The organism is Nocardioides psychrotolerans, from assembly GCF_943371775.1.
GTDB lineage: Bacteria > Actinomycetota > Actinomycetes > Propionibacteriales > Nocardioidaceae > Nocardioides > Nocardioides psychrotolerans_A.
Genome location: NZ_CALRWD010000017.1, coordinates 1 through 12,458 on the forward strand (window position 1 = coordinate 1; position 12,458 = coordinate 12,458).

Annotated in this window: 14 protein-coding genes; 7 read left to right on the plus strand and 7 right to left on the minus strand. The window is 70.2% G+C overall.

What is annotated here, in order from left to right:
- Nucleotides 1-2,136 (plus strand): aminopeptidase N (pepN, locus tag AAG827_RS07105; RefSeq protein WP_341925191.1); only part of this gene is annotated, 2,136 nt, incomplete at its 5' end.
- Between the two features lie 29 nt (nucleotides 2,137-2,165).
- Here pepN and AAG827_RS07110 read toward each other — a convergent pair.
- Both AAG827_RS07110 and AAG827_RS07115 read right to left on the minus strand, forming a co-directional pair.
- Nucleotides 2,166-2,552 (minus strand): DUF5130 family protein, encoded by a 387-nt coding sequence (locus tag AAG827_RS07110; protein WP_341925192.1) that lies wholly within the window; start codon nucleotides 2,550-2,552, stop codon nucleotides 2,166-2,168.
- Nucleotides 2,539-2,904, minus strand: a complete 366-nt coding sequence (locus AAG827_RS07115) for a hypothetical protein (RefSeq protein ID WP_341925193.1) — start codon at nucleotides 2,902-2,904, stop codon at nucleotides 2,539-2,541. The genes AAG827_RS07110 and AAG827_RS07115 overlap by 14 nt, the downstream gene beginning before the upstream one ends.
- 59 nt (nucleotides 2,905-2,963) lie before the next feature.
- On the opposite strand from AAG827_RS07115, the gene AAG827_RS07120 reads away from it, so the two are divergent.
- Nucleotides 2,964-3,986 (plus strand): mechanosensitive ion channel family protein, encoded by a 1,023-nt coding sequence (locus AAG827_RS07120; RefSeq protein WP_341925194.1) that lies wholly within the window; start codon nucleotides 2,964-2,966, stop codon nucleotides 3,984-3,986.
- 18 nt (nucleotides 3,987-4,004) lie between these two features.
- Here AAG827_RS07120 and AAG827_RS07125 read toward each other — a convergent pair whose 3' ends face one another.
- Nucleotides 4,005-4,430 carry an OsmC family peroxiredoxin gene (locus AAG827_RS07125; RefSeq protein WP_341925195.1) on the minus strand — a complete coding sequence of 142 codons (426 nt, stop codon included), beginning with the start codon at nucleotides 4,428-4,430 and terminating at the stop codon, nucleotides 4,005-4,007.
- A gap of 110 nt (nucleotides 4,431-4,540) precedes the next feature.
- Between AAG827_RS07125 and AAG827_RS07130 the strand changes: the two genes are divergently transcribed.
- Together AAG827_RS07130 and AAG827_RS07135 are read left to right on the plus strand one after the other, a co-directional pair.
- Nucleotides 4,541-4,915 carry a globin gene (locus AAG827_RS07130; RefSeq protein ID WP_341925197.1) on the plus strand — a complete coding sequence of 125 codons (375 nt, stop codon included), beginning with the start codon at nucleotides 4,541-4,543 and terminating at the stop codon, nucleotides 4,913-4,915.
- A gap of 14 nt (nucleotides 4,916-4,929) precedes the next feature.
- The gene (locus AAG827_RS07135; protein ID WP_341925198.1) at nucleotides 4,930-6,321 is read left to right on the plus strand and encodes a hypothetical protein; all 1,392 of its coding nucleotides are present in this window, start codon (nucleotides 4,930-4,932) and stop codon (nucleotides 6,319-6,321) included.
- Here the strand turns inward: AAG827_RS07135 and AAG827_RS07140 are convergent.
- Together AAG827_RS07140 and AAG827_RS07145 are read right to left on the minus strand one after the other, a co-directional pair.
- Nucleotides 6,305-7,168, minus strand: a complete 864-nt coding sequence (locus AAG827_RS07140) for a thioesterase family protein (protein ID WP_341925199.1) — start codon at nucleotides 7,166-7,168, stop codon at nucleotides 6,305-6,307. The two genes, AAG827_RS07135 and AAG827_RS07140, sit on opposite strands and share 17 nt — an antisense overlap.
- Before the next feature lie 44 nt (nucleotides 7,169-7,212).
- Complete coding sequence (locus AAG827_RS07145; RefSeq protein WP_341925200.1) at nucleotides 7,213-7,395, minus strand: hypothetical protein; 183 nt, start codon at nucleotides 7,393-7,395, stop codon at nucleotides 7,213-7,215.
- A gap of 118 nt (nucleotides 7,396-7,513) precedes the next feature.
- Between AAG827_RS07145 and AAG827_RS07150 the strand changes: the two genes are divergently transcribed.
- The 3 genes from AAG827_RS07150 to AAG827_RS07160 all read left to right on the plus strand — a co-directional run bounded on the left by AAG827_RS07150 (nucleotide 7,514) and on the right by AAG827_RS07160 (nucleotide 9,995).
- Nucleotides 7,514-8,104: a TetR family transcriptional regulator C-terminal domain-containing protein gene (locus AAG827_RS07150; RefSeq protein WP_341925201.1), complete on the plus strand. Its 591-nt coding sequence runs from the start codon at nucleotides 7,514-7,516 to the stop codon at nucleotides 8,102-8,104.
- A 54-nt stretch (nucleotides 8,105-8,158) separates the two neighbouring features.
- Nucleotides 8,159-9,373 (plus strand): acetyl-CoA C-acetyltransferase, encoded by a 1,215-nt coding sequence (locus tag AAG827_RS07155; protein WP_341925202.1) that lies wholly within the window; start codon nucleotides 8,159-8,161, stop codon nucleotides 9,371-9,373.
- A gap of 124 nt (nucleotides 9,374-9,497) precedes the next feature.
- A complete protein-coding gene (locus tag AAG827_RS07160) occupies nucleotides 9,498-9,995 on the plus strand; it encodes a MarR family transcriptional regulator (RefSeq protein ID WP_341925203.1) in 498 nt (165 codons plus the stop codon).
- A 214-nt stretch (nucleotides 9,996-10,209) separates the two neighbouring features.
- On the opposite strand, the gene ettA is transcribed toward AAG827_RS07160, so the two are convergent.
- Nucleotides 10,210-11,892 (minus strand): energy-dependent translational throttle protein EttA, encoded by a 1,683-nt coding sequence (gene ettA / locus AAG827_RS07165; protein ID WP_341925204.1) that lies wholly within the window; start codon nucleotides 11,890-11,892, stop codon nucleotides 10,210-10,212.
- Nucleotides 11,893-11,979: 87 nt separating this feature from the next.
- Complete coding sequence (locus tag AAG827_RS07170) at nucleotides 11,980-12,435, minus strand: single-stranded DNA-binding protein (protein ID WP_341925205.1); 456 nt, start codon at nucleotides 12,433-12,435, stop codon at nucleotides 11,980-11,982.
- Nucleotides 12,436-12,458: the final 23 nt, after the last annotated feature.

Sequence of the window (12,458 nt, forward strand, 5' to 3'; positions counted from 1 at the left end):
GACCTCAAGTCGGTCTTCACCTTCAACGTGACCGCGCCGTCGCACTGGAAGGTCGTCTCCAACTCCCCCTCCCCCGAGCCCGAGGTCACCGGCGAGCTCGGTGTCTGGCGCTTCGAGCCCACCAAGAAGATGTCGACCTACATCACCGCCCTCGTCGCCGGTGACTACCACGAGGTCCAGCACGTCTACGTCGGCAAGCACGGCGAGATCCCGCTCGGCCACTACTGCCGCCAGTCGCTGGTGGACTACCTCGACGTCGACGAGCTCGTGAAGATCACCGAGCAGGGCTTCGCCTTCTTCGAGGAGGCCTTCGACTACCCCTACCCGTTCGGCAAGTACGACCAGCTCTACGTGCCGGAGTACAACATGGGCGCGATGGAGAACGCCGGCTGCGTGACGCTGCGCGACGAGTACCTCCCCCGCAGCCGCCAGCCGCGCTCGTTCTACGAGTTCCGCTGCTCGGTGATCCTGCACGAGATGGCGCACATGTGGTTCGGCGACCTCGTGACCATGAAGTGGTGGGACGACCTGTGGCTCAACGAGTCCTTCGCGGAGTGGGCCTGCTACCACGCCGAGGTCGAGGCCACCGAGTACACCGACGCGTGGACCGGCTTCGCCAACGCCCGCAAGCAGACCGGCTACCGCCAGGACCAGCTGCCCTCGACGCACCCGATCGCCGCGGACAACCACGACCTCCAGGCCGTCGAGGTCAACTTCGACATGATCACCTACGCCAAGGGCGCCTCGGTGCTCAAGCAGCTCGTCGCGTGGGTGGGGCTCGAGGACTTCCAGGCCGGGCTCCAGCAGTACTTCAAGGACTTCGCCTTCGGCAACCCCGAGTTCAAGGACCTGCTCGCCGCGCTCGAGAAGTCCTCGGGGCGCGAGCTGGGCAGCTGGGCCCAGGAGTGGCTCCAGACCGCCGGCGTCAACACGCTCTCCCCCGTCTTCGAGGTCGACGCCGACGGCCGCTACACGTCGGTGTCCGTGCGCCAGACCGCCGACCCCGACTGGCCGACCCTGCGACGTCACCGGCTCGGCATCGGTCTCTACGACGCGGTCGCCAACGACGCCGGCGAGACCCGGCTGGTGCGTCGTCGTTACGTCGAGACCGACGTCGAGGGTGAGCTCACCGTGATCCCCGAGCTCGCGGGCGAGCAGCAGGCAGACCTGCTGCTGCTCAACGACAACGACCTCACCTACGCCAAGATCCGCCTCGACGAGCGCTCGCTCGCCACCGTGGTCGACGGGCTCTCGCAGCTCGACGACTCGCTGGCCCGCGCCCTCGTGTGGGGTGCGGCCTGGGACATGACCCGTGACGCCGAGATGCGCGCGTCCGACTTCGTCGCCCTCGTGCTGCGCAACATCGGCGCCGAGACCGACCCGTGGGGCGTCAGCCGGATCCCGGCGTACGCCGCCCAGGCGGTCAACCACTTCTCCGCCAAGGCCAACCGGCCGGCCTTGCGCGCGGAGTGGGAGCGGGGTCTGCGCGAGCTGCTCGCCGCGGCGGAGCCCGGCAGCGACCAGCAGCTGACCTTCGCCCGGTCCTTCGCCGGCACCGCCCACAGCGAGGCGGCGCTCGCCGACCTGACCGCGCTGCTCGACGGGTCGCTGACCTTCGAGGGCCTGGCCGTCGACCAGGACCTGCGCTGGGTCCTCGTGACCGCGCTCGCTGCTGCAGGCGCCGTCGGCGAGGACCGGATCGCCGAGGAGCTGGAGCTCGACGCCACGATCTCCGGCCAGGAGCACGCCGCGGCTGCCCGAGCGGCCCAGCCCACCGCGGAGGCCAAGGCCACCGCCTGGGAGGCGGCGATCACCCGGACCGACACGCCCAACGAGACGCAGCGCTCGATCATCATGTCGTTCCAGCGGGCCGGTCAGGACGAGGTCCTCGAGCCCTACGTCGAGACCTACCTCGCCGCCGCCGACGACATCTGGGAGCACCTCGGCACCGCGCGGGCGTCCACGGCGCTGGAGTTCATCTTCCCGCGCCAGCTCGCCAGCGAGGACCTGCTCACCCGCGTCGACGCGTGGCTCGCGACCTCACCGGCCAACCCGGCCGCCAAGCGCTACGTGCGCGAGGGGCGTGCCGACGTCGCCCGCGCGCTGGCCGCGCAGGCCAAGGACGCCGAGGTCTGACCTGACGGTGCTGCGCGTCGGCGACCGGATCAGTCGCCGGCGTGCAGCATCTCGGGCGGCCGGGCGTGCTCGGCCAGGAACGCGATGCCGCGACGCAGGCCGCCGACCAGGTCGCCGGTCGCGAAGTCGGTCTGCATCGCGAGGATCGCGAGCTCGACCTCGGGGTCGCTGAGGGTGCGGCGCACGTAGCCCCCGGTGACGACCTCGAGGGCACGAGCCGTCGGGTCCACCAGGATCAGGATGCTGCGCGCGGGTGCCACCAGCGAGTTGTGCAGGCTCGTCGCGAAGGCACGCGGCTCACTGCCCGACGTACCGACGAACACCGAGATCTCCGCACGGCACAGCTGCTCGGCCTTGCGGATCGTCTCGTCGAGCGCGAACCTCTCCGCGCTGCTGAAGGGGTCACCAGCGGCCACTGGCGCCACCGGCTTCGGACGTGGCGGTGTCGGGTCCGGCGAGCTCGCCGGCGCTCTTGCGCGGGCCGCCGAGCCACTGGTTCTCGACGTGGGGCGCGCCCGGGGCGATGCGCTCGCCGCGCACGAGGGCCGGCACGTAGACCGCCCCTGCGATGACGACGAACAGCAGGATCGGGACGCCGCCGAGGAGCAGCAGGGCGTGGAGGAGGTCGACGGACTCGGCCTGGGGCCAGCCCTCCGCGACGTCGGCGCTCGCGGGCGAGGCGAGGGCCAGGGAGAGGCCCACGGAGGTGAGCCCCGTCACGAGGACGAGCGTCGTTCGGCGCAGTGCGTGGGAGAACTTCGTGGTCACGTGGACCAGGGTATCGGCTCGGCTCGATGTGCCTGACCAGAGATGCTAAGCATGGGCGCATGCTGCCTCCCTCCGCCACGACCACCAACACGTGCCTGGACGGCGAGACCGTCTGCGATCTCGCGTTCCGGTTGACGGACAACTCGACCGTGGCCACGATCGCCGACGTCGTCATCGGCGCCCCCCTGGCCCTGGTGGGACTGGTCCTGCTGGCCTTCGCGGTCCGCTGGGTCCTGCACCGCCTCGTGGACCGAGTGGTGAAGCGCGCGGAGGCCGGGGTGCTCCCCGACGCCGTGGGGCGCCTCAGCAAGTCGCGTCGGGGACCGCACCCCCAGGTGGGCCACGACGTGGTGACCTCCACGCGGCGGGTGCAGCGGGCCAAGACCATCGGGAGCCTGCTCAAGAGCATCATCACCGGCATCCTGGTCGCCATCTTCGGGACCATGATCCTCAGCGAGATCGGCGTCAACATCGCCCCGATCATCGCCAGCGCCGGGATCATCGGCCTGGCGCTCGGCTTCGGCGCGCAGTCGCTGGTCAAGGACTTCCTGTCCGGGATCTTCATGATCCTCGAGGACCAGTACGGCGTCGGTGACGTCGTCGACGTCGGCGAGGCCAGCGGCACCGTCGAAGCGGTGAGCCTGCGCATCACGCGGCTGCGCGACGTCAACGGCACCGTCTGGTACGTGCCCAACGGCGAGATCCTGCGCGTCGGCAACATGAGCCAGAACTGGGCGCGCACGGTCCTCGACATCAACGTGTCCTACGGCGAGGACCTCGCCCGCGTGCGTCGGGTGCTCCAGGACGTGGCCCACGACCTGTGGGAGGACGAGGACTACAAGAACCTCGTCATCGAGGAGCCGGAGGTCTGGGGCGTCGAGAGCCTCGGGATCGACGGGGTGACCGTCCGGGTGACGCTCAAGACCGCGCCGCTCGAGCAGTGGGCCGTGGCGCGCGAGATGCGTCAGCGGATCAAGGCCCGCTTCGACCACGAGGGCATCGAGATCCCGTTCCCGCAGCGCGTGATCTGGAACCGCCAGGAGCCGGCGGCCCCGGCCGAGGCCGGGGCCGACCAGCCCTGAGTGGTGCGGGTGCCGGTGTCAGGCGAGTGCTGCGTCGAGCGTGATCGTGGTGCCGGTCAGCGCCTGGCTGACGGGGCAGCCGGTCTTGGCGGCCTCGGCGGCAGCGACGAAGTCGTCGTTGCTCATGCCCTCGACGACCGCGCGCACGGTCAGCTTGATGCCGGTGATGCCGGTGCCGGGCGTGAACTCCACGTCGGCGGTCGTGTCGAGCGACGTCGCCGCGGTGCCGGCCTTGGCCAGTCCGTTGCTGAGCGCCATCGAGAAGCAGGACGAGTGGGCAGCGGCGATCAGCTCCTCGGGGCTCGTCTTGCCGTTCGCCTCCTCGGCGCGCGAGGGCCAGGACACGTCGTAGGTGCCGAGGCCGGAGGAGTCGAGGGTGACCTTGCCGGCACCCTCGAAGAGGCTGCCTTCCCAGTGCGTGGTGGCCTTGCGAGTCGTTGCCATGTGCGTTCACTCCTTGGTGATCGGGGGCGTCGGGCGCTGTCGGGCGCCCTGCCGGGCGAGTCTCGCACGCCGGTGACGAGCCCCCCGGGCGTGCCCAGCACAATGGGTCCGTGACCACCTACTACGACGAGATCGGCGGCTTCGAGACCTTCCGACGCATCGTCGCGAAGTTCTACGAGGGTGTCGCCACCGACGAGGTGCTGCGCCCGCTCTACCCCGAGGAGGACCTCGCACCGGCCGAGGAGCGCTTCCTGCTCTTCCTCGTGCAGTACTGGGGCGGACCGACCACCTACTCCGACACCCGGGGTCACCCCCGTCTGCGGATGCGCCACGCTCCCTTCGCGGTCACCCCCGACGCCAAGGACCGCTGGCTGCTGCACTTCCGGGCCGGCCTCGACGAGGTCGCTCTCACCCCCGAGCAGGACGAGAAGTTCTGGGACTACGTCACCCACGCCGCACAGTTCATGGTCAACACCCTGGAGTGACCGGAGGTCCTCACGTGATCGACCGCCCTCAGCACCACCACACCCGCACCGTCGTCGTGACCGCCCTGGTCGCCGCTGCGCTCGTGCTCGGAGTCGCCGGCAGCCAGTCGTGGCAGGCCGGTCGCACCGCCGTCGGCCCCGGTGCGGATCCCGGGTCCCTGGTGGTCTCCTCGCCGTACGACGGCCTCGTCCGCCTCTCCACGCGCGAACCCGCTGGGACGCTCCCTGACGACCAACCGGTCGAGACGGTCACGGTCGACCCGACCTCGTCGGGCCAGCAGTGGACCGGGGTCGGTGCCGCCCTCACGGACGCCTCGGTCACGCACCTGGACGGACGCCCCGACCTGATCCGCCTCCTGTTCGACCCCGCGTCCGAGCGAGGCGCACGCCTGCAGTGGCTGCGACTCCCGCTCTCCGCCACCGACTTCTCGAGCAGGACCTGGGGCTGGCGGGTGCGGAAGGGGACGGTGGTCCCGAGCCCCGAGGCCCTGAGGACCCTGCGCTTCCTGCGCGACCAGGTCCTGAGCGTCAACCCGGCCCTGAAGATCGTGGCGACGCCGTGGTCGGCTCCCCCTCGCTTCAAGGACCGCCCGACCTGGTTCGGCGGCCACCTGCGCGACGACGCCGTCAGGTCCTACGCAGCCCTGCTGGTCGGTCAGGTCCGGTGGCTGCGCCGCCACGACTTCCCGGTGAAGGCCCTGACCCTGGCCAACGAGCCCGGTCTGGCCAGCGACTACCCCACGATGCTGGTCGGCGACGGCCAGCTGCGTCGGCTGGCGCTGCGGGTCGGACCCCAGGTCGGGCGGCTCGGGGTCGACCTCTGGGCGCTCGACCACAACTGGAGCGACACCACGCGGGCGGCCACGGCGCTCCGGAACGCACCGGGCACCTACGACGCCGTCGCCTTCCACTGCTACGAGGGCATCCCCTCCCAGGCAGCCGGCCTGGGCGTCCCGTGGATCATGGACGAGTGCACCGGCACCGACGACTCAGCTGTCGGCACCGTCACCTGGGACTCCCGGGTGCTCGTCGACCAGTCGATCGCGGCGGGCTCCACCGGTCTCCTGATGTGGAACCTCGCGCTCTCCCCCGGGCAGCGTGGCGCCTTCGGCGGTTGCGGGACCTGCCGGGGGCTGATGACGGTCGACGGGGACAGGCACTACGCCGAGCCGGAGTACTACGTGCTCGCCCACCTCAGCCGGGCGGCTCGCCGTGGCTCGACGGTGCTCGACGTGACCAGCCCGCTCGACGTGGTCTCCGTGGGCTTCCGCAGGCCCGACGGGTCGGTCGGGGTCTACGGCTACAACGGCAGCGACCGGGACCGCTACCTGCGGCTCGAGGTCAGCGGCACCGAGGGCCAGGTGTTCCGCATCGGACCTCGGGAGGTCTTCACGTGGTCGAGCTGAGCAGCTCGCGGTAGGCGGGGTCGGGCGCGACGGCCCGCCCCGTGGCGGGATCGACGAAGACCATGGCGACCCGTGCACGCGACAGGACGACCTCGCCGTCGCAGATCTCGGACTCGACGGTCATCGAGCGCTCCCCGAGCCGCACGATGCGCGACCACACGTCGTACGGCTCGGGGCGGAACATGATGGGGACCCGGTAGTCGACGTCGGTCTGGGCGACCACCATGGTGGGGTGCTCCACCCCCTCGACGCCACGCAGGAGGTCGGCGTGGAGGCGGATCCGCGCCTCCTGGAAGTACTCGAAGTACTTCACGTTGTTGACGTGACCGTAGACATCGACGTCGGAGAACCGCACGTGGAGGCGGTAGTGGCTGGCGCCGTCGCGCTCGACCGGGGCGAGCGGCACCGGGCGCTCGCGCTCGACGGGCTCGAGGAGGCGGGTGAGCGCCTCCCGCTCCTCCGGTGAGATGCGGCGGGGGCGCTCGGTGGCGAAGACGTAGGGCGTCAGCACGGTCGAGGCCCGCAGGTAGACGGTGCGCCCGGACTCCTCGTCCGGCGCGTCGTCGTAGACCTCGTAGGCCATCGTGAAGGTGGCGGCGCGGATCTCGGTGATCCAGGACTCGATCTTCACGTTGGCGCGGACGTAGTGCAGGGGTGCCCGGTAGGTCACCTCGTGCCGCACCACCACGACCCCCTCGGCGAGCTCCTCGGTGCGGGGCTCCGGGGCGTGCGTGCGGAGCATGTCGACCCGCGCCTCCTGGAGGTAGTCGACGTAGACCACGTTGTTGACGTGACCCTGGAGGTCGAGGTCAGCCCACCGCAAGGGGCACTCGTAGACGTGGCGCACGCCCCGACTCTCGCATGTCGAGAGGGTGGGGCGTCGCCCGGTCGTCAGTGGCTGAGCGCGAGCCGACCGTAGTAGGTGCGGATCGACTCGTGACGGGCGACGCGCGTGCGGCGGTTGCCGACGACGACGTCCGTCATGACGGCCAGGGCCGCGACGATGGCCACGCCGGCAACGACGAGGAAGGTGATCGCGAACGGGGTGATCGTGGGAAGCAGGTCGAACGACATGGGATGCCAACTTTCTACAGATGTAGTCTCTACTTGTGTAGAAAACTACACCTGTAGAACCCCGGGGACAAGGATCGCTACTGTGGGCTCCGCCACCTGCTCTCCCTGCGAAGGACCCATGACGACCACGCCGCTCTCCCCGCGCCGCCGCGCGATCCTCGACGCCGCCACCGCGGTCGTCGTGGAGCAGGGCCTGCGCGGCCTCACCCACCGAGCGGTCGACCGCGCGGCCGGACTGCCGCAAGGCAGCACCTCGGCCTACCTGCGGACCCGACGGGCCCTCCAGCTCGCGCTCACCGAGCACGTCGCCGGCCAGGTCGGTCAGGACGTCGACGAGCTGCTGGAGCAGATCGCCGACTGCACGCCTGAGGACCCCCGCACCGTCGAGCTCGTGCTCGCGATGTTCGCCCGGTGGCTCGACGAGCGCGCCCTGGTCCTCGCCAAGGTCGAGCTCACCATGGAGGCGGCCCGGGACCCCGAGCTCGCCACCCTGCTGGGCCGCGAGCGCACCAGGATCGTGGGGGTCGTGGCCGAGATCCTCGCGGGTCACGGGCAGGACCAGACCCACGACCGCGCGGAGGCCATGATGGCCTCCTTCGACGGGATCCTGCTCTCGGCGCTGCTGCAACCGGCCGACGAGCGACGCGACTACCTGGCTCGCTCCCTCGCCCTCGCCATGCATCCCTTGAGCACCGACCGGCCCACCTGACGACCTGTTCTAGTCTGACCACCGCATCACCCACCCGAGATCGGAGATCCGTCCATGCCCGAGGCAGTCATCGTTTCCGTTGCGCGCTCGCCCATCGGCCGCGCCAACAAGGGGTCGCTCAAGGACCTGCGTCCTGACGACCTGGCGGCGACCATCGTCAAGACCGCGCTCGACAAGATCCCCGAGCTCGACCCCAACACGGTCGACGACCTCTACCTGGGCTGCGGTCTGCCGGGCGGTGAGTCCGGCAACAACATGGGGCGCATCGTCAACGTGCTCAACGGCATGGACGCCGTCCCCGGCGCCACCGTCACGCGCTACTGCGCCTCGTCGGTGCAGAGCACCCGCATGGCCTTCCACGCGATCAAGGCCGGCGAGGGAGACGTGTTCATCTCCGCCGGTGTCGAGACGGTCTCCCGCTTCATGAAGGGCACCTCCGACCACTGGCCCGACACGCACAACCACGCGTTCGACGAGGCCAAGGCCCGCACCGACAAGACCGCCGAGGGCGGCGTCGACTGGCACGACCCGCGCGTGGACGGCCTGCTCCCCGACGCCTACATCGCGATGGGCCAGACCGCCGAGAACGTCGCGCGCCTGCGCGGCCTGTCGCGCCAGGAGCTCGACGAGTTCGGCGTGCGCTCGCAGAACCTCGCCGAGAAGGCGATCAACGACGGCTTCTGGGCCCGCGAGATCACCCCGGTCACGCTGCCCGACGGCACCGTGGTCAGCGTCGACGACGGTCCCCGCGCCGGCGTCACCTACGACGGCATCAAGGACCTCAAGCCGGTCTTCCGCCCCGACGGTCTCGTCACGGCCGGCAACTGCTGCGGCCTCAACGACGGCGCGGCCGCGGTCGTCATCATGTCCGACACCAAGGCAGCCGAGCTCGGGCTCACCCCGCTGGCGCGCATCGTCTCCACCGGCGTCAGCGGCCTCTCCCCCGAGATCATGGGCCTGGGCCCCGTCGAGGCGACGAAGAACGCGCTCAAGTACGCCGGCATGAGCATCGGCGACATCGACCTGGTCGAGATCAACGAGGCCTTCGCGGCCCAGGTCGTGCCGTCCTACCAGGACCTGGGCATCGACATCGACCGGCTCAACGTCAACGGCGGCGCCATCGCCGTGGGTCACCCCTTCGGCATGACGGGTGCCCGCCTGCAGAACACGCTGATCAACTCGCTCGACTGGCACGACAAGTCCACCGGCCTCATCACCATGTGCGTCGGTGGCGGCCAGGGCATGGCGCTGATCCTCGAGCGCGTCTGACCACACTGCCGAGTCGGCGCGATGGTGCAGCCTGGCCCGCGGGGCCGGGTGACCACCGTGCAACATCGCGCCGACTCGGCCGTCCGGCGACGCGGAGCGTCGTACGCCTCCTAGACTCCCTGGCGTGGCAGACATCGGCGGCGAGGCCCGCGAGACGCACTGGCTGGACGAGGACCAACAGCGGTCCTGGCGCGGGCTGGTGCTCGGCACGACCCTGCTCATGGACCGGCTCGACAGCGACCTGCGCCGCCACCACGGCATCTCCCTGGCGGAGTACGAGATCCTGGTGCGCCTCTCCGAGCGCGGTGGTCAGCTGCGCATGGCTCAGCTGGCCGACGCCCTGGCCCACAGCCGCAGCCGGGTCACCCACACCATCAAGCGCATGGAGAAGGCCGAGCTGGTCACGCGCGCCGACTCCCCCGACGACGGTCGGGGCGTGGTCGCCCAGATGACCGACCGCGCCTGGCTGCTCCTCGAGAACGTCGCGCCCACGCACGTCAACGGGGTGCGCGACCACCTCGTCGACATCGCCACCGACGACGACCTCGCCGCCCTGGGTCGCGTGATGAACACGGTCGCCGATCACCTCATCGCGGGCCACCCGGAGATGGAGATCAGGTAGGACGCGGCAGCGGCCTACACCTGATCTCGGTCGAGCGAGCGCACGGCTGAGCCTGCGAAGCCGTGACCGCGGGTCGAGACCCTGTGAGCCGGACGCGGCAGCGGCCTACACCTGATCTCGGTCGAGCGAGCGCACGGCTGAGCCTGCGAAGCCTTGACCGCGGGTCGAGACCCCGTGAGCCGGACGCGGACCTCAGCCCCCGTCCGGCCCCGGATCAGTCGCGCGTGAGGCGCCGGTGCGTGACGCGGTGCGGTCGGGCCGCCTCGGCACCGAGGCGCTCGATCTTGTTCTCCTCGTAGGACGCGAAGTTGCCCTCGAACCAGAACCACTGGGCGGGATTCTCGTCGGTGCCCTCCCAGGCGAGGATGTGCGTCGCCACGCGGTCGAGGAACCACCGGTCGTGGGAGGTGACCACGGCGCAGCCGGGGTAGTCGAGCAGCGCGTCCTCGAGGGAGGAGAGCGTCTCGACGTCCAGGTCGTTGGTGGGCTCGTCGAGGAGCAGCAGGTTGCCGCCCATCTTGAGGGTCAGCGCGAGGTTGAGGCGGTTGCGCTCACCACCGGAGAGCACGTTGGCCTTCTTCTGCTGGTCGGGGCCCTTGAAGCCGAACGACGCGACGTAGGCGCGGGAGTTCATCTCGAAGTTGGCGACCTTGATGAAGTCGAGCCCGTCCGAGACGACCTCCCAGACGTTCTTGGTGGCGTCGAGGCCGCCGCGGCTCTGGTCGGCGTAGGAGATCTTGACGGTCTGTCCGACCGTCAGCTCACCGTCGTCGGGCTGCTCCTCGTCGGTGATCATCTTGAACAGCGTGGTCTTGCCGACGCCGTTGGGCCCGATGACACCGACGATGCCGGCGCGCGGCAGCGAGAACGACAGGTTGTCGATGAGGACCCGACCGTCGAAGCCCTTGGTGAGCTTCTTCGACTCGAGCACGATGTCGCCCAGGCGCGGACCGGCCGGGATGTTGATCTCGGAGGTGTCGATCTTGCGCATCCGGTCGGCCTCGGCCGCCATCTCCTCGTAGCGCGCCAGACGCGACTTGCTCTTGGTTTGGCGGGCCTTGGCGTTGGAGCGCACCCACTCGAGCTCGCGCTCGAGCATCTTGGCGCGCTTGACGTCCTTCTGGCCCTCGATCTTGAGGCGTTCCTTCTTGGTCTCGAGGTAGGTCGAGTAGTTGCCCTCGTAGGGGTGGGTCGAGCCGCGGTCGAGCTCGAGGATCCACTCGGCGACGTTGTCGAGGAAGTAACGGTCGTGGGTGATGGCCAGGACGGCGCCGGGGTAGTCCTTGAGGTGGCCCTCGAGCCACTGCACCGACTCGGCGTCGAGGTGGTTGGTGGGCTCGTCGAGGAGCAGCAGGCTGGGCTGCTGGAGCAGCAGCTTGCACAGCGCGACGCGGCGACGCTCTCCACCGGAGAGGTGGTCGACGATGGCGTCGGGCGGCGGGCAGCGCAGCGCGTCCATGGCCTGGTCGAGGCGGCTGTCGAGGTCCCACACGTTGGCGGCGTCGAGCTCGCTCTGGAGGTCACCGGCCTCCGCGGAGACCTTGTCGAGGTCGGCGTCGGGGTCGCCCATGAGCATGTAGAGCTCGTCGAGGCGCGCCATCTTGGCCTTGAGCTCGCCGACGGCCTCCTCGACGTTCTCCAGGACGGTCTTGCCCTCGGTCAGCGGCGGCTCCTGCTGGAGCATGCCGACCGTGGCCTCCGGGTCGAGGATCGCGTCGCCGTTGTTGGCGTGCTCGAGGCCCGCCATGATCTTGAGCAGGGTCGACTTGCCCGTGCCGTTGGGTCCGACGACGCCGATCTTCGCCCCGTGGAGGAACGAGAGGGTCACGTTGTCGAGGACGACCTTGTCGCCATGGGCCTTACGCACGTTGCGCAGGGTGAACACATACTCAGCCATGGTCCGAGCCTAGTTGGAAACCCGGGTCGAGGCCTGATCGGGGGTGCGGCCCCCGACCGGGACCTCGACCCCGGCGCCGGTCCGCGCTCACGCAGCTGTGGCCACCTCCTGGCTCCCCTGCTCCTCCGACGACTCCGGGTCAGGCGACTCCCTGTCGGGGGTCGCCGGCGCCGGTGCCGCCTTGGGCGTGCGGCTGAAGTGGCTGGTGCCCCGGCTCAGGTCGTGGCCGACCAGGCTGGCCTCCACCTCGAAGGCGGTCACCTCGACACCGGCGTTGTTGACGTAGGTGCGGGCGCTGAGCTTGCCGTGCACGACCACGGGGTCGCCCTGGCGCAGCGAGCGGGCGCAGTTGTCCCCCAGGCCACGCCAGGCGTTGACGGAGTACCACTGGGTGTCTCCGTCGACCCACTCCTGGCTGCTGCGACGGAAGCGCCGCGGGGTGCAGGCCACCCGGAAGTGCGCCACCAGCGCCTCGCCGGCGTGGCGGACCTGGACGTCGCCGCCCACCCACCCCTGCAGCGTCACCACGGTCTCGTTGAGCATGTCGTTCTCCTTCATCTCGGATG

Coding starts and splice junctions, on each gene's coding strand:
- AAG827_RS07120 (WP_341925194.1), top strand. CDS start 2,964: ATGCTGCCTCCCTCCGCCACGACCACCAACACGTGCCTGGACGGCGAG.
- AAG827_RS07125 (WP_341925195.1), bottom strand. CDS start 4,430: ATGGCAACGACTCGCAAGGCCACCACGCACTGGGAAGGCAGCCTCTTC.
- AAG827_RS07145 (WP_341925200.1), bottom strand. CDS start 7,395: ATGTCGTTCGACCTGCTTCCCACGATCACCCCGTTCGCGATCACCTTC.
- AAG827_RS07150 (WP_341925201.1), top strand. CDS start 7,514: ATGACGACCACGCCGCTCTCCCCGCGCCGCCGCGCGATCCTCGACGCC.
- AAG827_RS07155 (WP_341925202.1), top strand. CDS start 8,159: ATGCCCGAGGCAGTCATCGTTTCCGTTGCGCGCTCGCCCATCGGCCGC.
- ettA (WP_341925204.1), bottom strand. CDS start 11,892: ATGGCTGAGTATGTGTTCACCCTGCGCAACGTGCGTAAGGCCCATGGC.
- AAG827_RS07170 (WP_341925205.1), bottom strand. CDS start 12,435: ATGCTCAACGAGACCGTGGTGACGCTGCAGGGGTGGGTGGGCGGCGAC.